21 protein-coding genes are annotated in these 22,308 nt (G+C 29.7%); 1 reads left to right on the forward strand and 20 read right to left on the reverse strand.

Annotated elements, in window-relative coordinates:
• Window positions 1–45: 45 nt before the first annotated feature.
• Window positions 46–6,420 (reverse strand): tandem-95 repeat protein, encoded by a 6,375-nt coding sequence (locus NJU99_RS11155; protein WP_254575981.1) that lies wholly within the window; start codon window positions 6,418–6,420, stop codon window positions 46–48.
• Between the two features lie 103 nt (window positions 6,421–6,523).
• Between NJU99_RS11155 and NJU99_RS11160 the strand changes: the two genes are divergently transcribed.
• Window positions 6,524–7,216: a response regulator transcription factor gene (locus NJU99_RS11160; protein WP_254575982.1), complete on the forward strand. Its 693-nt coding sequence runs from the start codon at window positions 6,524–6,526 to the stop codon at window positions 7,214–7,216.
• Here the strand turns inward: NJU99_RS11160 and NJU99_RS11165 are convergent.
• From NJU99_RS11165 to NJU99_RS11255, 19 genes are all read right to left on the reverse strand, one after another.
• A complete protein-coding gene (locus NJU99_RS11165; RefSeq protein WP_254575983.1) occupies window positions 7,213–7,908 on the reverse strand; it encodes a 5'-methylthioadenosine/adenosylhomocysteine nucleosidase in 696 nt (231 codons plus the stop codon). The genes NJU99_RS11160 and NJU99_RS11165 overlap by 4 nt on opposite strands.
• Complete coding sequence (gene fabD / locus NJU99_RS11170; RefSeq protein ID WP_254575984.1) at window positions 7,901–8,830, reverse strand: ACP S-malonyltransferase; 930 nt, start codon at window positions 8,828–8,830, stop codon at window positions 7,901–7,903. The genes NJU99_RS11165 and fabD overlap by 8 nt, the downstream gene beginning before the upstream one ends.
• 178 nt (window positions 8,831–9,008) lie before the next feature.
• Window positions 9,009–9,542 carry an FKBP-type peptidyl-prolyl cis-trans isomerase gene (locus NJU99_RS11175; RefSeq protein ID WP_254575985.1) on the reverse strand — a complete coding sequence of 178 codons (534 nt, stop codon included), beginning with the start codon at window positions 9,540–9,542 and terminating at the stop codon, window positions 9,009–9,011.
• A gap of 18 nt (window positions 9,543–9,560) precedes the next feature.
• Window positions 9,561–10,568: a tetratricopeptide repeat protein gene (locus tag NJU99_RS11180; RefSeq protein WP_254575986.1), complete on the reverse strand. Its 1,008-nt coding sequence runs from the start codon at window positions 10,566–10,568 to the stop codon at window positions 9,561–9,563.
• Window positions 10,569–10,573: 5 nt separating this feature from the next.
• The gene (locus NJU99_RS11185) at window positions 10,574–11,128 is read right to left on the reverse strand and encodes an OmpA family protein (RefSeq protein ID WP_254575987.1); all 555 of its coding nucleotides are present in this window, start codon (window positions 11,126–11,128) and stop codon (window positions 10,574–10,576) included.
• A gap of 69 nt (window positions 11,129–11,197) precedes the next feature.
• Window positions 11,198–12,469, reverse strand: a complete 1,272-nt coding sequence (gene tolB, locus NJU99_RS11190) for a Tol-Pal system protein TolB (RefSeq protein ID WP_254575988.1) — start codon at window positions 12,467–12,469, stop codon at window positions 11,198–11,200.
• A 4-nt stretch (window positions 12,470–12,473) separates the two neighbouring features.
• A complete protein-coding gene (locus NJU99_RS11195; protein WP_254575989.1) occupies window positions 12,474–13,208 on the reverse strand; it encodes a TonB C-terminal domain-containing protein in 735 nt (244 codons plus the stop codon).
• 3 nt (window positions 13,209–13,211) lie between these two features.
• Window positions 13,212–13,604 (reverse strand): ExbD/TolR family protein, encoded by a 393-nt coding sequence (locus NJU99_RS11200; RefSeq protein ID WP_254575990.1) that lies wholly within the window; start codon window positions 13,602–13,604, stop codon window positions 13,212–13,214.
• Between the two features lie 2 nt (window positions 13,605–13,606).
• The gene (locus NJU99_RS11205) at window positions 13,607–14,167 is read right to left on the reverse strand and encodes a MotA/TolQ/ExbB proton channel family protein (RefSeq protein ID WP_254575991.1); all 561 of its coding nucleotides are present in this window, start codon (window positions 14,165–14,167) and stop codon (window positions 13,607–13,609) included.
• Window positions 14,168–14,173: 6 nt separating this feature from the next.
• Complete coding sequence (gene atpC / locus NJU99_RS11210; RefSeq protein WP_254575992.1) at window positions 14,174–14,551, reverse strand: ATP synthase F1 subunit epsilon; 378 nt, start codon at window positions 14,549–14,551, stop codon at window positions 14,174–14,176.
• 17 nt (window positions 14,552–14,568) lie between these two features.
• A complete protein-coding gene (gene atpD / locus NJU99_RS11215; RefSeq protein ID WP_254575993.1) occupies window positions 14,569–15,963 on the reverse strand; it encodes a F0F1 ATP synthase subunit beta in 1,395 nt (464 codons plus the stop codon).
• An 18-nt stretch (window positions 15,964–15,981) separates the two neighbouring features.
• Window positions 15,982–16,866 (reverse strand): ATP synthase F1 subunit gamma, encoded by an 885-nt coding sequence (gene atpG, locus NJU99_RS11220; RefSeq protein ID WP_254575994.1) that lies wholly within the window; start codon window positions 16,864–16,866, stop codon window positions 15,982–15,984.
• 10 nt (window positions 16,867–16,876) lie between these two features.
• Window positions 16,877–18,394, reverse strand: a complete 1,518-nt coding sequence (atpA, locus tag NJU99_RS11225; RefSeq protein WP_254575995.1) for a F0F1 ATP synthase subunit alpha — start codon at window positions 18,392–18,394, stop codon at window positions 16,877–16,879.
• A gap of 21 nt (window positions 18,395–18,415) precedes the next feature.
• Window positions 18,416–18,946 (reverse strand): F0F1 ATP synthase subunit delta, encoded by a 531-nt coding sequence (locus NJU99_RS11230; RefSeq protein WP_254575996.1) that lies wholly within the window; start codon window positions 18,944–18,946, stop codon window positions 18,416–18,418.
• Window positions 18,947–19,465 carry a F0F1 ATP synthase subunit B gene (locus NJU99_RS11235; RefSeq protein WP_254575997.1) on the reverse strand — a complete coding sequence of 173 codons (519 nt, stop codon included), beginning with the start codon at window positions 19,463–19,465 and terminating at the stop codon, window positions 18,947–18,949.
• A 14-nt stretch (window positions 19,466–19,479) separates the two neighbouring features.
• Window positions 19,480–19,902 (reverse strand): F0F1 ATP synthase subunit B family protein, encoded by a 423-nt coding sequence (locus NJU99_RS11240; RefSeq protein WP_254575998.1) that lies wholly within the window; start codon window positions 19,900–19,902, stop codon window positions 19,480–19,482.
• A 116-nt stretch (window positions 19,903–20,018) separates the two neighbouring features.
• Window positions 20,019–20,876 carry a ParB/RepB/Spo0J family partition protein gene (locus NJU99_RS11245; RefSeq protein WP_254575999.1) on the reverse strand — a complete coding sequence of 286 codons (858 nt, stop codon included), beginning with the start codon at window positions 20,874–20,876 and terminating at the stop codon, window positions 20,019–20,021.
• Window positions 20,877–20,899: 23 nt separating this feature from the next.
• Window positions 20,900–21,676: a ParA family protein gene (locus NJU99_RS11250; protein WP_254576000.1), complete on the reverse strand. Its 777-nt coding sequence runs from the start codon at window positions 21,674–21,676 to the stop codon at window positions 20,900–20,902.
• Window positions 21,673–22,308 (reverse strand): biotin--[acetyl-CoA-carboxylase] ligase, encoded by a 636-nt coding sequence (locus NJU99_RS11255; protein WP_254576001.1) that lies wholly within the window; start codon window positions 22,306–22,308, stop codon window positions 21,673–21,675. Before NJU99_RS11255 ends, NJU99_RS11250 begins: the two co-directional genes overlap by 4 nt.

Below are 22,308 nucleotides of genomic sequence, written 5' to 3' on the forward strand. Positions count from 1 at the left end.
TTCTATCTTCCTTTTTCAATTATTTGGCTAATTTTAGCCTAATAATTATATTTCTACGGTTACGCTATCTTCAATAAGAAGTTTTAGTACCTCATCTTGTGTATTTGTTGTTGTATATACTTGGAAGCCATCTGCATCTTTGTATGTTGAGCCATCTGTATTTAGTTTTGGCTCCCAGTTTTGTGAAGTTTCAAGTTTAATACTATCAGCTTCATCCCCCAGAATTCTTAAAGAATTATCCTCGTCTGTCAATGCTACAAAATCTTCAAGTGTAAAATTACTTAGTATATGTTCTCCACTATCTAAATCTAATTCATCTAAACCAGTAGTATTACTAAGTAGTGTACTCATATCAATTTCATTGTCAGTTTCACTTGGAGTATATGTATCTGTTAAATCAATTTCAACTGTTACTTTTTTTGGCTCACTCTCAACTCCTTGTTTATCTACAACTTTATAAGCAAATTCTACTTCAATATCATATGAAGGACTTATCACTTCAAAATCTTCATTTGTTACACTATAAGAACCATCCTCTTGAATATTAACTATGGTATTACTAAGAGTTAAGGTATCAGTAATATCAAGCCCATTTTCATCATATACAGTTGTAACTATAGAATCAGATACTTCTTTAAAAGTTAAAGTAGCAATATCTTGTAAGTCTTCATCCATACTTATTCTATAGTATAAATCTTGAACCATTTTATCGGCAATTTCATCTCTTGTCTCATCAAACAATAAGCCTCTATCTAATCCTAATTGAGCAAAAATATTTTCAAGTGTAATAGATTTGATTTCATCTACACTTAGATTTACATCTTGAGTTAACTCAGCAACAATAGTTTGTATAACTTCATCACCTAGCTTATCGTAGTTTGGAGTATCACTAAGCTTTAAAGTTCCACCATCATCAACTACTACAAAATCAAAGTTATATGATACAGTTTCCCCATTAGAATCTTCACCATTTACAGTTACAGTGATTTCTTCACCTAAAGAGTATGTTGCAACATTTAAAGTAACTATACCTTTAGTTAAATTTACACTTAATCCACCATTATTTGGCTCAAGTGTAACAACTGGATTAGAAATAGTCTCTATACTCATAGTTACAACTTCTGATTCTTTTCCAAAATTGTTTTTAAGTGCAGAAATTAAAGCATCCATTTCTGTAGAAATTTCAGTTATGATTGCATCACTAAGAGCATTAACAATTGCATCTTTTAACTCTACATCTGTAATATCAATTAAGTTATCAATTACAGAAGTTAATATTCCATTTTCCTGTGCAAAAATAGTATCTAAAATATCTTTGAAAGTATCAGATATAGCATCTGGATTATTTACTAAGTCACTTGGACTTAATGAGCTAATAGATTCTGTAATTTTTATTCTTGTATCATTTAAAATTTCATTATAATCAATATTATTAATATCTATACCTAAATCAACTAATAATTGATTTATATCTAAATTTGCAATAATTGCATCTGGGTCTAATGATAATGATGTTTCTAAATTATCTAAAGCATTTGTAATATCACTTGGTAAATTTTCTATAATAATTTGATTTAAGTCTAAGCCCAATAAATCAGTCGTCTCAATCAATAAAATTTTAGATTCTTCAGTTGCATCAAATGTTAAAGGATTATTTTTAGCATTTAATAGCAAATTGTTAATTTTATTTAAAATTGTTTGATACTCAGACGGTGAGACATCACCTGTCCAATTAGTAGTATCTAATGTTAAATCTAAAGAATCAACGATTAATGTATTTGCTAAGTCCATAGGGAAATCTGATATAGAAGCTGAAAGAGCATTTGCCTCAGTTTCTATTGAAGTACGAATAAATAGTAAATCATCTAAAGTCACAGTTGCATTGTAAAGAGTAAATAAATCTTCTACAAATGCTTCTAAAACTAGTGTTTCATCAGATGGATTAGCTTCAATTTGAACAACTAATATTGTAATTAGACTTCTTAAAGCTGGTGTATCTTCTACTCCAATTTGAGATTCAATAGCTTCAACCATTGCAGTAACATAATAAATAGATGGATTTGATTGAATAGAAGCTATATCAGTCTGAATAGAAACTAAATCACTAGGAGTTACTGATGCATTAAATGTTATAAATAAACCATTTGCAAAACTATCTAAAATAGTATCTTGAGAAGAAGGATTAGATTCTATATCACTTAATAGTTGAATCACATCAGAAGTTAATTGCGCTCTTTGTGTTGTATCTCCAATTTGTGTTTCAATAGAATTTACTATTTGAGACACTAACTCATTTTGAACATTATTTGTATATGTTATGAGTAAAGGAGAAACAGCAATTTGAATATTTGTTGCTTCGATAGAAATACTAGGACCGTATATAGAGATAAGACCACTAACTAAATTAGAGTCTGCATCTGTATTTTCGGCTTCTAGTTCAGATACAAATTGAGTGACAACATCTATTAAAGATATTGAAGGATTCAATACTGGATAAAGGTTTAATTGAGTACTTATTGCTAATTCAATATTAGAAATTAAATCTGTTCTTAAAGTCTCTACATTGGTATGAATAGAAATTCCAGAGATAATAGTTGGAATAGATGTAGATATAACTGATAAATCTATAGGTGTTACAGAAGACTCAAAAATAGTAAATAATGAGTTAGTAAAAGTTGTTTCATTTATATTTGAAGCAATTAAATTTTCAACTAAAGTTTCTAACTCTCTTGTATGAGTTGTATCGTCAATTTGTGTCTCAATTACATCAACTATTGTATTAACTATAATACTTGTATTTGTTTTGATATCAACTATCGCTTTTTTGATATCTGTTATATCAGAATAATTTATTGGTGATTCATAAATATCAAATAATGCCAAACCTAAAGTCTCAGCTGCAGTTTCTGCACCTGATTGGTCTGCATTTAGAAGTTTTGAAACAAAGTCATTAATCAAATTATCTAGTTGTAAATCTTTAGAACTTCCAGCTGTTAATTCACCAAATTTAGTTTCTATTATATTTTTTATAGTTGCTGGAAAACTATTTATCTTATCTTGTAAAGAATCAACCTTATTATTTATTGGATCTGTTAAACTAGTAAGTGCAGGTAGAATATCATCAGTTGTTAAACCAAGTGAAGCAAAAGCATTTGGCAAAACTCTTGCTTGAATTTCAGCTATTTTTTCAGAACTTACATCTATATTTACATCATCAGCAAGACTAGTTAATAGTGCATTTTGAAGTTCTGTTTGGTCTATAATTTCTGTTAATCCATTTGATGTATCTATATTATCAAGTACTGTTTTAAACATATCAAGATTGTATGCACCTGGAAGTGTCCCATAATATGTACCAGTACTACTTTCAGTATTTACAGTATCAGCAATAGCAACAGGAGTATCATTTGTCCCTAATATCTTTACTAATTCTATAGAGTTTACAGTATCAATACCATCCGCGACGCTATAATCAAATGATAGATCAAGGGAATCTGTCTCATTCATCATATTGAAGATAGGAGAAATTATTTGATAATTAACAGTGCCAGTTATTTCGTCATCAGCTAAGATTAGATCACTTGTAACTACATTTAGTAATCCAGCAGTTTCTAATAATTTTACTGCAGATGCTGGTAATGTAACTGATTTAGATTCAGTTGTTGACTCGACATCTCCTGATAAAATATCTGTTAATAATGATTGAATAGATGCTCTATCTATAGATGAAATTCCACTTATTTGCTCAAATACAGAGATTAATAATTCACTTGTTGTTGTAAGCGTTACTGAAAACTGACCTAAAGATACTGTTACATCCTCAATATTATCTAAATCTGTTATCTCCATACTATTTGAATAAACAGCATTTTCAAAAGGTAAATTAAATGCCATTCCTAAGTTATCTAAAATCACTAACTTAAGGTTTTCTTGTGTGATTGCTGTTTCAAAAGGATTTGACGGTAAGCCTGAAATTTCAGCATTGATTGTAACTGTTCCAGCAACTGATTTATCTACAACAAATGAAACATTTGAAGCTGGAATATTTAATAATTCAATTAAAGTATCATTTACTATTCCTGAAACATCAAATTGTTCAAATAACTTTACTATTGTAGAGTTTGAAGTTGATATAGACAAAGAAATTATACCATCCGTATTAGTAACTACTGTTTCTAATATACCTTGAGTTGCATCGTTTAAATCAGATTCTAAAACTATAATTGGATCTTTTGCAGTGATTTGAGGAGCGTCATTTGTACCTTTTACTGTTAATGTTACTGTTGTATCATTTGTTAATTCTCCATCACTTACTGTATATGTAAATACTACTGTTGCCTCTTTATCTTTTTCTAAGTAGTCAAAATCACGTCCAGGAATAAACTCTAATTTATCACCTGTACTATTTAATTGAACACTTCCTTTTAAAGGCTGAGTAAAACTACTTATTGATAAAGGAGAGTTTTCCACATCACTATCATTTGATAAAACATCAATTTCTAAACTTTGTACATTTTCGCTTATTTCAAACCCACTGTCATTATTTGCAATAGGTACATCATTTACAGCTGTTACATTTACATTAAATGTTTTACTTGCAGTTGTTGTTCCATCATTTACATCTAAAGTTACAACAGCCATACCATTAAAGTTAGCATTTGGAGTAAATTCAATATTACCATCATTATTTATAATAGCTGCTCCATTTGTTGTACTAACTGTTTTTGTTAAATCATCACCATCAATATCACTTACATCAATTGTAACTATTTTTGTATTATCTTCGGCTACTGTCTGAGTTGATATATTTTCAATTACTGGTGCATCATTTACACTATTTACTGTAACTTCTACTTCTTTTACTACTTTTGCTCCATCATCATCTGTTGTTGTTAAAGTTATTGTATCTCTTCCATTAAAGTTCTCATTTGGTGAGTATGTTATTTCACTTCCATTTATTACTACGCTTCCATTATTTGCAATTGCTGTCGTTGTTACTGTTCCATCTAAATCACTTGCTGTAAATGTGATTGTCTTACTACTATCTTCATCTAGTGTTGTAGCACTTACAACTTCTAATGTTGGTGTATCAATTTCACCTGTTAATTTTATAGTAAATTTGTTTGAGCTTTGTTCACCTAGTTCATCTTCAACATCTATATTAATACTAATTATTTCTTCTTCACCATTTTTCAAATAATCATAATCTGATGCATCAAATTCATAATTACCATCTTGGTCTATTGAAAAACCATCTACTATATCAATAGTACTAAATACAAGTTTTTCACCTGAAGGTAAATCAATATCATTTGCAATAACTGTTCCTCTTAAAATCTGATCTTCTTGAACACTAATTGTCTGTGATTCAATTATTGGTGCATCATTTACACTATTTACTGTAACTGCTACTTCTTTTACTACTTTAGCTCCATCATCATCAATTGTTGTTATTGTTAGTGTATCACTTCCATTGAAGTTTGCATTTGGTGTATATGTTATCTCATTTCCATTTACTACAACTGTTCCATTATTTGCTACTGCTGTTGTATTTACTGTTCCATCTATATCATTTGCTGCAAATGTGATTGTCTTACTTCCATCTTCTTCTACTTCAAATGTAGAAACTGTTTCCAATTTAGGTTCATCATTTATATCACTTACAATTACATTAATACTTTTAGTAGTTATTGCCTTTCCATCACTTACATTTAATACAATTGTTGTTTGACCATTAAAATTTTCATTAGGAGTAAATATAATTTCATTTCCATTTAGTGAAATAGTTCCATCAGAAGAACTTGCATTTACGATTAATGTATCATTGTCTCTATCTGTTGCATTAAATGTAAATATCAATGTTTTATCTTCATCTACTATCTGAGCATCTATATCATCAATTTTAGGAGCAAAGTTTCGTCTAGCTAAAGCATCTTGTGCATTTTGATTACCAAGGGCATTTGAAGGTAGGTTATTATCTCCCCCAATTCTAGCATTGTCATAATTTCTATTTTCTATACCATTTTCAGAAGCATTATTAAAACCTGGATTATTATATGTATCACCAGAACGAGCTTCTTCTGCTCCCGCAGCAGAAGCTTGAAGTGCAGTTGCTAAATCACTAATACTAGCAATAACTTCATCTTCTTCATTATCTTTAGTTAATATTAAATCTACTAGAGTAGTTCCATCATTTTGTGCTAATAATGTAGCCATATCTTTTAATATTAACTGAAAAGAATTTCCTTCTTTATCAATAAACTCAAATGCCAAATCTTCTTCAACTAACTGAGAACTATACTTGATATCTTCTGATAATTTAATCTTAATAGTTTTATTTAACTCAAGATTATCAAGAATTAAAATATTTTGGTTCTCAACAAAAGATAAATTTTGCCCGTACTTTGAAATAGTAATCATTATTTACTCCTAATAGTAATAAAACTATTGATATATTATCAAATAAGTAGTCACAAAATAGTCGCTTTATTGTTTTATTAATAATTTTTAGTATAATATATTTATGAGTATATCATTAAAAAAAATACTAAAAAATAAATATGTTCTTTATATCTCTAATAAAGATACTTCTTATACAAAAATAATAAAAATATTGGATATATTTTTTAAAAAAACACTTTGGACAGATAATCAAAAAGAAGCAAATAACTTATATGAAAAAGTGAATCCAAGAGTTATAGTTACAGATATCTTACTAGAAAAGCATGATGGTTTTGATTTTATAAAAGAGATTAGAAAAAGAGATGAAAAAATACCAATTATAGTAATAAGCTCAAAAAAAGATACTACAACCCTCATAAAAGCAATTAAATTGAATTTAACAGATTATATACTAAAACCTGTTGATATAAATAGCCTAATTTATGCGCTAAATAATAGTGCTAAAAAACTTCTTAATGGAGAAAGTCATACAATTAGTATCAGTAGAAATAAACACTATAACTATATAGATAATAGTTTATATATAAATAAAAAAATTGTAAAACTAACAAAAAACGAAACTATACTTCTAGAATTACTACTTGAAAATAAAAGTAGTATAGTAAGAATAGAAAAAATAAAAAGTCACATTTGGAAAGATAAAGAAGTTAGTGAATCTGCCTTTAAATCATTAATTAGCAGACTTTCAAATAAAATAGGTAAAGAATCCATAACCAATAGCTTTGGTATTGGTTATGGAATTATTGATAATTAGTCTATTAACTTATCAACAATTTTAATCATATAGTTTGCAGAGTTTATAGCTGATGATTTTAAAAATTCATCAAAATCAATATCAGCTCCACCATCAGCACTATCAGAGATAGCTCTTAATACAAAAAATGGAACATTTAAAGAATCACAAACAACTGCAACACTTGCCCCCTCCATTTCTAATGCATCAGCTTTGAAAGTTGATTCAATAAAATCTTTTCGCTCACTTGAGTGAACAAATTGATCGCCTGTAGCAATAGTACCTTCAATAACATTCAGTTCATTCTCTTTTGCTACATCTTTAGCAATTGTTCTTAGTTTTTCAGATGTTTCAACAAAAACACTTCCACCTGGAACAAAACCATTTGGATGACCAAATGCAGTAATATCTAAATCATGTTGACATAATTTATCAGCGATAATTAAATCACCAATTTTAAGTTTAGGATTAATTCCACCTGCAACACCTGAAAAAAGAAGTGTATCACACTCAAATTTTTCAATCATTGTTGCAGCTGTTAAACTTGCAAATACTTTTCCTATTTTAGAATAAGCAATAACAATTTCTACACCTTTATAGCTTACTTCATAATATTTATTATTAGCAAACTCAACAATATTTACATTATCAAAATGAGCTAAAAGAGGTTCGATTTCCTCTTCCATAGCTCCCATAATTGCAATTTTAGTCATTTAATGCCTCAATTGTCTTTTCTAAAGACTTCATATCACTTACATTTAATGTAGGTACACCTTTTACAATTTTTCTATTTAAACCTTTTAATACAATACCATTTCCAAACTCAATAAATGCATCTACATTTTTATGAGCACTAATTGATTGCTTATATTTAACAGGTTTTGTAAGTTGTGAAGCTAAAAGTTCTATTGCATCACCTTTTGTTGTATATGCTTCTGTAGTTACATTTGAAATTACTTGTGCAAATTCATCCTTTAAATACTCATCTAAGTATGGTTTTAAGTTTTCAACAGCACTTTCAAGTAATTCACAATGGCTAGCAACAGACATATCTAAAACAATTGCTCTTTTAGCTCCTGCTTCTTTAAAAGTATCAACTAAACTCTCTAAATCAGACTTGATACCAGCTAAAACTAATTGACCATCCATATTATAATTTGCTGGCCAAACTTGCTTACCTGCATCTCTTTGTTCTTTACAAATATTCTCTACTGTAGTGTCATCAAGACCAACTAAAGCCATCATTCCTGCATTTCCACCTGAACAAGCTTCAGTCATAAATAAACCTCTTCTATGTACCAACTCAACAGCATCTAAATAGTCAATTGCTCCGGCACTAACTAATGCTGAAAACTCACCTAATGAGTGTCCTAAAACAAACTCTGGCTGAATCTCATATTTTTCTTTAAAAATTGCATTTGCTATAGAACTTACTAAAAGAATAGCAGGTTGAGTATATTCAGTTTTACCTAAGTTGTCATTCTCATCAAATAAAAGCTCTTCAAAATCAATTCCTAATCTTTCACTAGCTTTTGAAATCATCTCTTTTGCAATTTCGCTATTCTCAAAGAAATCTTTTCCCATTCCAACACTTTGACTTCCTTGTCCTGGAAAAATAAAAGCAACTTTTTTCATTGTAAATACCTTTTTATTTAAAATAATTAGTTTATAAAAACTATTTGTTAAAGCTTATAAAACAAACCTTAAAAAATAGTTTTGCCCAAGTGTAAAATACACTTGGGCAAATATGTGATTATTGTAATCTAAACTACAAGTATCTATACTTGTAAATGTTTTGCTAACCTAGCAACTATTAATTACAACCACAACCACCAGTAGACTGTTGTGGTTGGCTTCCGCCACCACCACAACATCCACCGCTCATTGCAGCCATACCACCAACTACACCTGTTTGAAGTTCTTCTTCAGTTGCAGCTCTCATTGAAGTAACAACAACTGAAAACATTAAAGTTTTTCCAGCCATTGGGTGGTTATAGTCAATTGTAACTTCATTTTCATCAAATGATTTAACTACAACTTGTACAGTCTCACCATTTTGACCAGTACCATATAAAGACATTCCTTCACTTAACTCAATACCAGCAAATTGCTCTTTTGGTAAAACTTGAATTGCTTCTTCATTGTACTCACCGTACCCATCTTTTGCTTCAACTAAAACATCAGCTTTATCATTTTCTGACATATCAACTAATTTAGACTCTAAACCTGGAATAATTTGACCTTTTCCAGCAATAAATTCTAGTGGTGCTTGACCAACATTAGTGTCAAGTTGTTCACCGCTATTTGCGTCTTTTAAAGTATATTCAATACCTATAACTTTTGACATATTCTTTCCTTATTAAATTTATAATTTTTTAAAATTTTTCTTGGCTATCTTTGTTTCATCTGAACTTGGATAAAGATCTATTAAAGTACTATAAAAACTCTTTGCATTTTCTTTATCACCTGTATGTTCAAATGAGATAGCACTGTGCAATAATAAAGATGGCATATAAGCTGCTTTATCATTTAATATAGCAGATTTTTTAAAATGACTTATTGCAAGATCATATTTCTTTCTTACATACCACATTTCACCTAAATAATAATTACTCTCAGCAGGCTTATAATTTAAAGATATTAGCTGTTCAAACTTTGGAATAGCATATTTAAAATATTTTTTCTTGAATAAACTCTTGGCATCTTTCATTATTTTAGCTTTATCATTAGCTACTAACTTTTTAGGTTCTTCTTTTTTTGTATCATTGTTTTTTGATACTTTTGATACAACACTTGATGTAGTTTCAACACCAAGAGATTTTTTTAAACTTTCAAACTCAGCTCTTGTAATGAACTGGTCCATATTTTTTCTAAGTTCACTAGCTGATACATATTCTCTGTTTATTTTATTTACTAAACTAGAGATTTTTGTAACTGCTTTTTTTAAAGTTGCAATACTTGCTCTCATCTCTTTATCTGTTTCTTCTTTCATATTCAAAAGTTCTTCAGATACAGATTTTATTTCAGCTGTTTCAGTACTATTCTTTGAAGCTAATTGAGAAGACATTTCAACTTGTTTCATTAATTCATTCATTCTTAATACTGTTGAATTAAGTTTTGAAGAATCACCTTCATATATTGATTCTAAGCCTTCTAATCTTTTCTTTAAAGTATCAATAAGTAAGTTAACATCATTAATTTTAGAATTAAGCGTTGTTAATTTCTTTTGATTATTTAAGATATGTTTTTCAGCTGAATTTAATCCATAAGGATTTTTTGAATTTAAATCACCTGCTCCAAATACAGAAACCTCTTCAGCAAAAGAGATTCCTATTGAAGCTGTGATTAAAAATGATGCAAGATATTTATTCATAGAACTTATTTAGCTAAAGTATGTTCAACTCTTCTGTTTTTTGACCAACAGTTTTTATTTTTTTCAGTACAAACTGGATTACTTTCACCTAATGAAATTAATGAAATATTAGCTTCTACACCATTATTCTCTAAAACATTCTTAACAGCTTTTGCTCTTTTTAAACCTAAAGCATAGTTGTACTCATCAGTTCCCCACTCATCTGTATTACCAGAAACTTTTACAGTTGTTGATGGGTTTAATGCAGATAATTTTGAAGCATTAGTCATTGCTTTTTCTTTCATATCAGCAGTTAAGTTATATTTATCAAATCCAAAATAAATATTTTCGATTAATACTTTTTTACCATTAATCATATAATAAGCACCATTTCCTGCTTTTTCAAGCATTGAAAAGCTACCATCCATTACTTGCTCTACATTTGTATCTGGAATAGTATTTAACGCAGTCTCAGAGTTTTGCTCAGGTGCATTATTTACATTCATATCTACGTTTTTTTCACTACACCCTGTAAATAATACAGATGCTATCAAGAAAGAGTAAATGCTAATTTTTTTCATAAATTTGTCCTTAGAATTAAAAATTTACTTTGATTTTACAAAATCAAAACTTAATTAATCATTATTTGGTTACCAATCAATAGATTGGATTCTTCCACCATCAAGATTAAATAGGTAAGACTTGTTAAAATTAAGCCTTATTATACCAACTGAACTTTGAGAATTAAAGTTTTTAATAAACAGTAATGACTCACCATCTTTTGAAAATTTAGGGAATTGATTTATTCCACTTGAAGTTAATCTTTTTAAACTATCAGACTTTGTCGACATTAAGTATAAATTAAAAGTTCTGCTATTAAATTCATTATCACTTTCTCTACTTACATAAACAATATTATCTTTGTGAGATGTAGCCGAAGAGTTATTTCTACTATGATATACAAGTCTTTCAACACCTCTTGAGTTAAAAGATTTTGCAAAGATATTTGGATATCCTAATCTATCAGAAACAAACACCATTTTTGAGCCATCATCAATAAACTGAGCACTAACATCAATACCACTGTAATTAGTTACTTGTTTAGCACTTTTTGTACTAGTATTATATAAATAAACATCAGGTTGATTATTAGGTGAAGCTGTAATTAAAACTTTTGAACCATCACTATTTACATCAGAAGCTACAATCATACCATCTGACTGCATTATAATACTTTTTTCTTGAGTGTATATATTCAATTTTACCAATGTTGGTTTAACATAGTTATATGATGTGTAATAAATTGATCTTTGATTTTTATCTGCCCATTTAGGGAAAATATTTAGTCCACCTCTAATTATAGTTTTCTTATAATTCAAAGTATAATCTCCAATCATAATATCTGCTTTTTTACTTTCTTTATATGTTGAGAATACAACAAATTTATCCATCCAATCAATACTTGGTGCATCAAAATGATCATTAACACTAATAGCAGTTCTATGAGCTAAAAAAGGATATCTATCCTCTTTTAATGTAGTATAACTTTTTTGTAGACTCAAAGTTTTTGCATTAATATCAAATAACTTAGTATAAAGTGTATAGGAACCATTTAAAGACCTTTTAGCACTAAGCAATAGATATAAATCTAAACCTTCATTAGAAAGTCTTAAAGTATCTAATTCATCATCAAATTTAATTATTGAATTAGACAATGCAACATCAAAATGACCACTAATAATCAAGTCTTTTGTTAGTATCTCTTTAATTTTACTTAAAGTTGCAATTTCTGCTGAATCACTAGCAATGTTAACAGAAATTTTTGGTAATGTTTTAGCTTTTTTAACGATTTCAAGATTTGCATCTACTTGCGCAAATAAAAAACCACATAAAACAAATAAAAATATAAAAGTTTTTTTCATCAAATTATCCTTCAGATCTAAAGTTCACACTTATTTTAACAGATTTACCCTTTTTAGGTTTAGGATATATTATACTTTTTTGTTCTTCTAAAAAAGCTTTTAAAGATTCATCAAAATTGACATTTTGTGAAAATTTTGTAAATCTATACTCAAAATTTCCAGTTGGAGAAATTGTAACAATAATTGTAGCTAAGAGATTCTCTGCTCTTGTAGTTGGAGTCCATACTGAAAGCATTTCATTAACTTTTGAGAAGTATTCATCGCTTTCATCATTTTTACTTAAATTTTTTGAGCTTATATTTGTAGTTGTAATTTTATCATTTAAAAGTTTTTCTACTTTTACATTTGAAGATTTCTTTTCTCTTTCAAATTTAGCTTTAAATCTTTTAGGGTCAATAGATTCTTTAACATTATTAACTTCTTCTTTTTTAACTTTTATCTCTTTAGTTTTAACATTACCAAAAAGCGATTTTAAATCAGGTCTTTTTTTATTTGAAATAGATGCAGCTTTTTTTATCTCTGTTACAGGTTCTTTTTCTTTTATTTTTTCTTTTTTAGCAACTCTTTTTTTATCACTTTTTTCTATAATCATATCTAATTGAATAACTGTCTCTTTTGTTTTAATATTAAAAGTTTTTGGTTTAGAACCAACAACATAATACATAAAAATGAAAGCAATGATAAAATAGATAAATAAAGAGATTATTCCTGAAACATATAAGAAAGAGTTTTTTTGCATAAACTACCCATCAGTTACTAATGAGACTTTATAAAATCCAGCTTCTTTTACAGACTTTAGTACAAAAATGACATCATTATATTTTAAATCTTTATCCGCTCTAATGTGAACAGGTGTTTTTTGATCTTTTCCATTTGAAAAAAGTACAAAAATATCGGGAAATTCATTTAAAGCAATATTACTTCCCTTATTAATTTTTACAACTTTTTCTTTTGTTATGAAAATATTAATTTTTTTAAAGTCTTGTACTTGTTTAGATTTACTTCCTTTAGGAAGATTAACTGGCTCTTCAAACTCTATCACAGGTGCAGTTACCATCAATATAGCTAAAAGAACAAGCATAATATCTACTAAAGGAGTAATGTTTAAATCAGGTTTTTGGTTAAAATCGTACAAACCTAACCTTTTGCAATTATAATTTCTGCTTGTGCCTTAATATAAGTATTTAATTCATATACTTTTCTAGTTAACACTTGGTGGAATGTATAAGCAAATATTGCTACAAAAATACCTGCAGCAGTTGCAACAAGTGCTTCTGAAATTGCAGGTGCAATTAAAGAAAAACCAACTTTTGAATGTCCTGAAAACTTAGCAAATGACTCAAGAATTCCTATAACTGTACCAAATAAACCTATAAATGGAGACGTAGAAGAAATAATTGCTAACCAAGAAATACCAGCACTTGCATCTTTAATAATATTTATTTCACATGCATGAAGTATTTCTCTTGAAGAACTATTATTTGAACATTTATTTAAAGACGAAAAAGGAGAAAAGCTTGAATCTCTTGAAGTTAGAGAATCTAAAGATTTTTTTTCATTTGTGATTAATCCTTTTAAAGAAACATATCTATAAATAAAAATCCAAAAAATGATGATTAAGTAAATTGACAGCAGCGCTAAAACTATATAAGTTATAGCGCTACTATTTGCCAAATAATTTAGTATTGTGTTTGTCATAAGCTTTTATGCAAATGAATTAATTTTTGCTTCAACTGCAGCAACAGAAACGTTAGAATCTTTTACAGAATTAACTAAGTCTTTTGCAGCATCAATATTTTTAGAGATTTCAGAATCAGCACCTTGAGTTAATGCGATTGCTCCATCTACTAAAACATCTACAGATTTTTCATCTACCTTAACATGTCCCCAGTTAATAGCAACAGCTTCAGTAGAGTCGTCTTTTTCAATTACGATTACTCCAACAGTTAATGATGAAACTAATGATGCATGTCCTGCTAAAACACCGAACTCTCCCTCTTTTCCAGGAAGAGTTACAGTTTTAACATCATCATTAAATATCTCACCGTTTGGACTAACGATTGATAGTTTAATTGTATCCATGTTATACCTTATGGTTATTATTTCATATTTTCGGCTTTAGCTAAAGCCTCATCCATTCCACCAACCATATAGAACGCCATCTCAGGAATTTCGTCGTATTTACCTTCTAAAATCCCTTTGAATCCAGCAATAGTATCTTTTAATTCAACATATTTACCAGGAGAACCTGTAAATACCTCTGCTACGAAGAATGGTTGAGATAAGAATCTCTCAATTTTTCTTGCTCTTGCAACAACAAGTTTATCTTCTTCAGATAACTCATCCATACCAAGAATTGCAATAATATCTTGTAAATCTTTGTATTTTTGAAGAACTGATTGAACACCTCTTGCAACGTCGTAGTGCTCTTGACCAATAACATCTGCACTTAAGATTCTAGAAGTAGAATCTAGTGGATCAACTGCTGGGTAAATACCTTTTTCAGCAATTTTTCTGTTAAGTACTGTAGTTGCATCTAAGTGAGCGAATACAGAAGCTGGAGCTGGATCTGTTAAGTCATCCGCTGGTACATATACAGCTTGAACAGAAGTAATTGAACCTTTATTAGTTGAAGTAATTCTTTCTTGTAATTTACCCATTTCTGAAGCAAGTGTTGGTTGGTAACCAACAGCTGAAGGAATTCTACCTAATAAAGCTGACATCTCAGAACCTGATTGTGCAAATCTAAAGATGTTGTCAACGAACATTAATACGTCAAGACCTTTTTCATCTCTGAAGTACTCAGCCATTGTAAGACCTGTTAATGCAATTCTATTTCTTGCACCTGGAGGCTCACTCATTTGACCATAACATAAAGCAACTTTGTCAAGTACGTTAGAGTCTTTCATTTCGTAGTAAAGGTCGTTACCTTCTCTTGTTCTCTCACCAACACCAGCAAATACTGAGTAACCTGAATGTTTGAACGCAACGTTATGGATAAGCTCCATAATAATAACTGTTTTACCAACACCAGCACCACCGAATAGTCCAACTTTACCACCTTTTGAATATGGTGCTAATAAGTCAACTACTTTGATACCAGTTTCAAACATTTCTGTTTTAGTTGATTGCTCTTCAAAAGAAGGAGCAGATCTATGAATAGACCATCTTGGAGCATCTTCAGAAATTGCTTCACCTTCATCAACAGGGTCACCAATAACGTTAAAGATTCTTCCTAAAACATCTTCACCAACAGGAACCTTGATTGGTCCTCCTGTAGCAGTACACTCTTGACCTCTAGTTAAACCTTCAGTCATATCCATAGCAATAGTTCTAACTCTACTATCACCAATGTGTGCAGCAACTTCTAATACTAATCTATCAGCATTAGCGTCTGCTAATGTAACTTCAATAGCTTCATTAATTTCTGGTAAGTATCCGTCGAATTCAACATCAACAACAGGACCCATTACCTGAATAATTTTACCTTTCATACGGGTAGCTCCTTTAAATTATTTTAACGATTCAACACCACTGATAATTTCTATCAGCTCTGTTGTAATTGCAGCTTGTCTAGCTTTATTATATTCAACTGTCAAAGAATCAACTTTTTCTTTTGCATTCTTTGTAGCAGCTTCCATTGCTTGCATTCTTGCAGAATGTTCAGCAGCTAAAGAATCAATTAAACCGAAATACATATTGAAATCAATGTATTTACCTGTTAATTCATCTAACACTTCTTCATCATCATCTGGCTCAATATCTAACATAGATTCAGTTTCGCTCGCTTCAACATTCTCTAAGCTAATTGGTAACAATTCTCTTACTCTAATTTCTTGAGTAAGCATGTTTAAGAATCCATTATAAACTACGATCACTTTATCAGTTTTCTCATTTCTAAAGTCTTCTACAACATCTTTAATAAAATCAGCTGCTCTGTCATAATCAGGAGCAGAAGAAAGATCACTAACTGTTTGGTCTAATTCAACACCTTGGAAGTTAAAGAAATCTACACCTTTTCTTCCAACAGCTCTTAATCTAACTGTAGCACCTTTTGCTTCTTGCTCAGCTTTAATTTTACTAACAGTTTTAATTGTTGCCATATTAAAACCACCACAAAGTCCTTTGTCAGCAGTAACAAAAACAATATCAACTGTTTTTGGGTTATCATTTGGAACAAATGCTCTACCGATATTTCCTTCATCTTGAACTTTGCTAACTCTAGCAGCAATATCAGAAAGTACATCATTTATCTTAGTTGCGTAACTTTTAGCTTGCTCAGACAGTTGTCTAGTTCTAGTAAGTTTCGCAGAAGATACAAGCTTCATAGCTTTAGTTGTTTTCTGAGTATTTTTTACACTACCAATTTGTAATTTAATTTCTTTTAAGTTAGCCATTAACTAATCCTTAGTTTGCACTAAATACTGTTTTAAACTCTTCTAAAGCAGCTTTTAATTCAGCTTCAGTATCATCATCGATTTTTTTCTTAGCTTTAATTGCATCTAAAATATTAGAATACTTTTGTTCAAAGAATGCATGTAATTCAGCTTCAAACTTAACAACATCACCAACAGCGATATCATTTAAGTAACCTTTAGTACCTGCATAAATAATTACAATTTGTTTCTCAATTACTAATGGAGCATTAACACCTTGTTTTAATACTTCAACCATTCTTTGACCAAGTTCAAGTTCTTTTCTTGTAGACTCGTCTAAGTCTGATGCAAATTGAGCAAACGCTTCTAATTCTCTAAATTGTGCTAGTGATAATTTTAAAGTACCAGCAACTTGCTTAGTAGCTTTAATTTGTGCAGCACCACCAACTCTTGATACTGATAAACCTACGTTAATCGCTGGTCTAATACCTGAGTTAAATAGATTAGTTTCTAAGAAAATTTGTCCATCTGTAATAGAAATAACGTTTGTTGGAATATATGCCGCAACGTCTCCTGCTTGTGTTTCAATGATTGGTAATGCAGTCATAGAACCAGCACCCTTCTCATCTGACATTTTAGCAGCTCTTTCTAATAATCTTGAGTGTAGATAGAATACATCCCCTGGGAATGCCTCTCTACCCGGAGGTCTTCTTAATAATAATGACATTTCTCTATATGCAACTGCGTGCTTAGTTAAATCATCATATACGATTAATGCATGTTGACCATTATCTCTAAAGTACTCACCAATTGTAACACCTGTATAAGGAGCTAAGAATTGTAATGCTGAAGAATCAGCTGCACCAGCGTTAACAATAGTAGTATACTCCATTGCTCCAGCTTCTTCTAATGTTCTAACAATAGAAGCAATAGTTGATGCTTTTTGACCAATAGCAACATAAATACATTTTACGTCTTGATCTTTTTGGTTAAGAATTGTATCAATAGCAACTGTAGTTTTACCAGTTTGTCTATCACCAATAATAAGCTCTCTTTGACCTCTTCCGATTGGAACTAGTGCATCAATTGCTTTAATACCAGTTTGTAATGGCTCATGTACAGATTTTCTTGCCATGATTCCAGGAGCTTTTTCTTCAACAAATCTTGTTTCAGCAGCTTCAATAGCACCTTTACCATCAATTGGCTCACCTAGTGCATTTACAACTCTTCCTGTCATGTTAGGACCAACTGGAGTTTCTAATAATCTACCAAGTCTCTTACAAGAAGTCCCCTCTCTTAATCCTTCACCTTTTCCAAGTACAACAACACCTACAGAAGATTCTTCTAAGTTTAAGGCAACACCTTTTTCACCATTGTCAAACTCAACAATCTCACCAGCCATAACATTTTTTAGACCGTAAACTTGAGCAACACCATCTGCAAAAGAGATGATCTTACCAGTTTCATTTACATCTACATTTAATTCAAAGTTATCAATTCTCTCTTTAATTATAGAACTGATTTCATCAGCTTGAATTTTTGCACCCATTCAATTTCTCCTTTATAAGTTCTAAACTGCTTTTAAAATATGATCAATCATTTGAGATTTTAATCTTTCTTTCGAGAAAGAAATTTCAACCCCAAGTCCATCAATATCTACTTTAATACCATCATAATCACAAACATTTTGAGATAATGATAAGTTAACATCAAATTTTTTACTAAATTGTTTCTCAATAGAAGAAACATAATCTTTTGAAAGTTCTTGGTTAGTATAAACAACACCAACATATTCATTATTTAATTTTGCAATTTGAACATCAAGTTCAGCTGCAATATCAGTTAATAAAGAAAGTCTTCTTTTTTCACCAAGTAATTTCACGAAGTTAGTTAAAGTTTCATCAGCTTTTTTAACTAATGATAATACTAACTCTACTTTTTTACTATCACTTACTTCAGGAGAAGAAATAATAGAATTAAACTTTTCATCAGCGTAAGCTGTTGAAATAGTATTTAAGTTAGCACTTAATGCTTTGATAGCTTTGCTATCTCTACCATCAACTAACGCTTTTACATATCTTTTTGCTATTAAATCATTCATTTACGCTACCTTTTTAAGAACAATATTAGCTAACTCATCTTGAGAAAGTTTAATATTATCTGATTTTAATAGCTCATCAAGAACTTCTGCAACAACTTCTCTTTTTGCTTTTGATGTTTCAACTTTAATCATCTCTTCTAGATTTTTTTCTAAATTAGCGATATCAGAATCAACTGCAACAGCAACTTTTTCTTTAACTGAATCAATATCAGCTTTTGCGTTTTCAACAATCTCAGCTGCAAGTTTTTTTGCATCATCAAGTTGTTTTTGAGCTTCATTTACTTTATCTTCAGAAGCTTTTAAAGTATCTTGTACTTTATCAAGTTCTGCTTGAATAGATAAAGTTCTATCAGCAAAAAATGCTTTAATTTTATCAGCAAGTAAATACCATAAAATTCCAACAAAAATTATAAAGTTAACGGTTCTCTGTACGATATCGTAATCAGTTTCCGCACCAGCAGCAGCAAATAATGAAAGTGGAGCTAAAGCAGCTACACCAAGTATTAAAAGTTTCTTCATATCATTCTTCCTAACTAAATTGAGCTAAGCTTAGCTTTTAAGCTCTCATTAAATTGAGGCATTGACGATACTAAAGAATCTTTTAATGCTTTAGTTTCCTCTTCCAAATTCTTAGCAAATTCTGCAGATTTTGCTTCCAAATTAGACTTAGCGCTAACAAGTTTTGCATCAGCACTCTCTTTTGCTTCCTTATAAGCTTGTTCTCTAATAACAGCTGCTTCTTTTTTCGCATCTGCAATTACTTTATTTGCTTCAGCGATCATACCATTTACATCGGCACCGTTTGACTTTGCATCTTCTAAATCTTTTTTTATAGATTCTGCTCTATCATCCATGTGCTTTAATAAAGGCTTGAACAGACAGCTGTTTAGCCTAGCAACAACTAAAAGAAAGATGATACCAGAGCTAAGCAATAATACAGGACTTATGTCTAACATTCATTCCTCCATATTTTTTACAGTTTAGTTTAACTAAAACTCGTATATTTTAGCAAAGTTAAATATAAAGTAATATTAAAGGAATAAATTACATTTTAAATTTCTGTTTTTTGTTACTATTGTAACTTAAAGTAAGAGGAAATCTTCTCAATATCTTCTTGTGAGTTGATTTCAATTTTAAAATAGTTTTTCTCAGCCTTTACCTTCAAATCGCTATTCTTAAGAGTTTTAACCACATCATTTAATGGATTAAAATCATATGATGTTACTTTTTTACTCTTTTTTGCTTGAGGATTGTTTTTTGTCTTCAAGTCTTTAATTAATTTTTCAGTTTCACGTACTGATAATTTTTGTCCAATGATAGAGTCAGCTACCATTTTTTGCTCATCTTCACTAAGTCCAAGCATAACTTTTGCATGACCTGCACTAATTTTGCTATTTGCTAATAATTGTTGTACATATGAGGATAATTGTAACAGTCTTAATGTGTTAGTAATTGATGTTCTTGACTTAAAAACTCTCTTTGATAATTCTTCGTGAGTTAAGTCATGCTCATTAATTAGTTGTGCATATGAGTATGCTAATTCTACAATATTTAAATCATCTCTTTGTATATTTTCAATTAAAGCAAGTTCTCTTAACTTAAATTCATCAGCATCTATTATAAATGCTTTTATTTTTTCTAAGTTGGCTAATTTATGAGCTCTTAATCTTCTCTCACCAGCTACTAAAATATATTCATCTTCATTTTTTTCAATTACTGTAACAGGTTGGAGTAGTCCATGTTCTACAATAGAATCACTTAACTCTTTTAATTTTTCTTCATCAAATATTTTTCTAGGCTGACTTGGATTTGCACTTATTTTTGAAATATCCAATTCCATACTATTACTATTTTCATCATATGTATTTGAGCTTTCATAAGCAGTTTCTACTTCACCTAGTAATTCCCCTAATCCTCTACCTAATGCCATATTATCTCTTCCTAATTATATTTTTAACCTGCAATTGCTTTTGCAAGATTTGTGTAAGCTTTTGTACCAGTGGCACTTGCATCATATAACATAATTGGTTTACCAAAACTTGGACTTTCTGCCAGTTTAATATTTCTTGGTATAACAACATAAGAACTCTCATCTATTTTAAATAGTTTACTTTCAAAATGTTGAGCTAAATCAGCAAATACTTGTTTTGACAAGTTATTTTGTGAACTATACATAGTTGGTAAAAAACCTCTAATTTGTAAAGATTTATTAATCGTTTGCTTTACTAATTTAATTGTGTTTAATAACTGTGCTAAACCCTCTAATGCAAAGAATTCACATTGAATAGGAATAAGTACAGAGTTTGAAGCACTTAGTGTGTTTATTGTAATTGGTCCTAGTGCAGGAGGTGAATCAATTATAATATAATCAAAATCTTTTTTGATAGGATCTATTTTTCTTTTTAGAACTAATTCTCTATCTTTCATGTTCTTATAGAACTCTTTTTCTATACCTACTAAACCTATGTTTGAAGGAGCTACTTTTAAGTTTTCAATTTCTGAGTCTAACATAATTTCAGTTAGCTCTTTTGTACCTAACATTACATGGTAAATATTATACTCATAAGTGTCTCTTTGAAAACCTAATGATGTTGTTGCATTAGCTTGTGGATCTGCATCTATTAATAGTACTCTCTTACCCTCTAGGGCAAGTGCAGCACTTAAGTTTACAGCTGTTGTAGTTTTACCTACTCCACCTTTTTGGTTAGCTATTGAAATAATCTCTGTCATCTTAAACTAAATACCTTTTTATTATTTAAGTTAATTGAACCATCACTATTAAGAATTGCATTTTTTAATGGAATTTTTTCATTTTCAATGGTTGCTTGGAACTTTCTACTCTTCTGGAATTCTATCTTAAAATCACTAAAAATTTGCTTCCATGAAATCTGTTTCTCCAAATGTGAAAAATAGCTCTGCAATAATTCATCCTTATCTATATGTATGTCCAATTTTCCAAACTCATCACTAACTTCAATTAAATTCAAACCAATACCACAAAAAATCATATTTTTATTTAAATTTGTAATAGTCCCGCCAACTTTTTTATCATCAATATAAAAATCATTTGGCCATTTCAACCAAATATTAGAAGAAAAGTTTTTCAATACAGTTTTTAAAATAAATGAAAAATATATTGATGATGTTTGAAGAGGTAAATCTTCAGGTAACATATCTTTACACATAGAAAAAGAGAAAAAAAGATTTCCTTCTTTTCCAGTCCATGAATTGCCTCTACTTCCTATCCCTTTTGTTTGCATATCAGCTACAACACAAGTGATTTCATCACTTGGATTATCTTTTATATACTCTTTTAAGTATGAATGTGTAGAATCTACTTTATTTAATCTTATTATTTTCAT

Source organism: Arcobacter roscoffensis, assembly GCF_024267655.1.
GTDB lineage: Bacteria > Campylobacterota > Campylobacteria > Campylobacterales > Arcobacteraceae > Arcobacter_B > Arcobacter_B roscoffensis.

Coding starts and splice junctions, on each gene's coding strand:
- NJU99_RS11155 (WP_254575981.1), bottom strand. CDS start 6,420: ATGATTACTATTTCAAAGTACGGGCAAAATTTATCTTTTGTTGAGAAC.
- NJU99_RS11160 (WP_254575982.1), top strand. CDS start 6,524: ATGAGTATATCATTAAAAAAAATACTAAAAAATAAATATGTTCTTTAT.
- NJU99_RS11165 (WP_254575983.1), bottom strand. CDS start 7,908: ATGACTAAAATTGCAATTATGGGAGCTATGGAAGAGGAAATCGAACCT.
- fabD (WP_254575984.1), bottom strand. CDS start 8,830: ATGAAAAAAGTTGCTTTTATTTTTCCAGGACAAGGAAGTCAAAGTGTT.
- NJU99_RS11175 (WP_254575985.1), bottom strand. CDS start 9,542: ATGTCAAAAGTTATAGGTATTGAATATACTTTAAAAGACGCAAATAGC.
- NJU99_RS11180 (WP_254575986.1), bottom strand. CDS start 10,568: ATGAATAAATATCTTGCATCATTTTTAATCACAGCTTCAATAGGAATC.
- NJU99_RS11185 (WP_254575987.1), bottom strand. CDS start 11,128: ATGAAAAAAATTAGCATTTACTCTTTCTTGATAGCATCTGTATTATTT.
- tolB (WP_254575988.1), bottom strand. CDS start 12,469: ATGAAAAAAACTTTTATATTTTTATTTGTTTTATGTGGTTTTTTATTT.
- NJU99_RS11195 (WP_254575989.1), bottom strand. CDS start 13,208: ATGCAAAAAAACTCTTTCTTATATGTTTCAGGAATAATCTCTTTATTT.
- NJU99_RS11205 (WP_254575991.1), bottom strand. CDS start 14,167: ATGACAAACACAATACTAAATTATTTGGCAAATAGTAGCGCTATAACT.
- atpC (WP_254575992.1), bottom strand. CDS start 14,551: ATGGATACAATTAAACTATCAATCGTTAGTCCAAACGGTGAGATATTT.
- atpD (WP_254575993.1), bottom strand. CDS start 15,963: ATGAAAGGTAAAATTATTCAGGTAATGGGTCCTGTTGTTGATGTTGAA.
- atpG (WP_254575994.1), bottom strand. CDS start 16,866: ATGGCTAACTTAAAAGAAATTAAATTACAAATTGGTAGTGTAAAAAAT.
- atpA (WP_254575995.1), bottom strand. CDS start 18,394: ATGGGTGCAAAAATTCAAGCTGATGAAATCAGTTCTATAATTAAAGAG.
- NJU99_RS11230 (WP_254575996.1), bottom strand. CDS start 18,946: ATGAATGATTTAATAGCAAAAAGATATGTAAAAGCGTTAGTTGATGGT.
- NJU99_RS11235 (WP_254575997.1), bottom strand. CDS start 19,465: ATGAAGAAACTTTTAATACTTGGTGTAGCTGCTTTAGCTCCACTTTCA.
- NJU99_RS11240 (WP_254575998.1), bottom strand. CDS start 19,902: ATGTTAGACATAAGTCCTGTATTATTGCTTAGCTCTGGTATCATCTTT.
- NJU99_RS11245 (WP_254575999.1), bottom strand. CDS start 20,876: ATGGCATTAGGTAGAGGATTAGGGGAATTACTAGGTGAAGTAGAAACT.
- NJU99_RS11250 (WP_254576000.1), bottom strand. CDS start 21,676: ATGACAGAGATTATTTCAATAGCTAACCAAAAAGGTGGAGTAGGTAAA.
- NJU99_RS11255 (WP_254576001.1), bottom strand. CDS start 22,308: ATGAAAATAATAAGATTAAATAAAGTAGATTCTACACATTCATACTTA.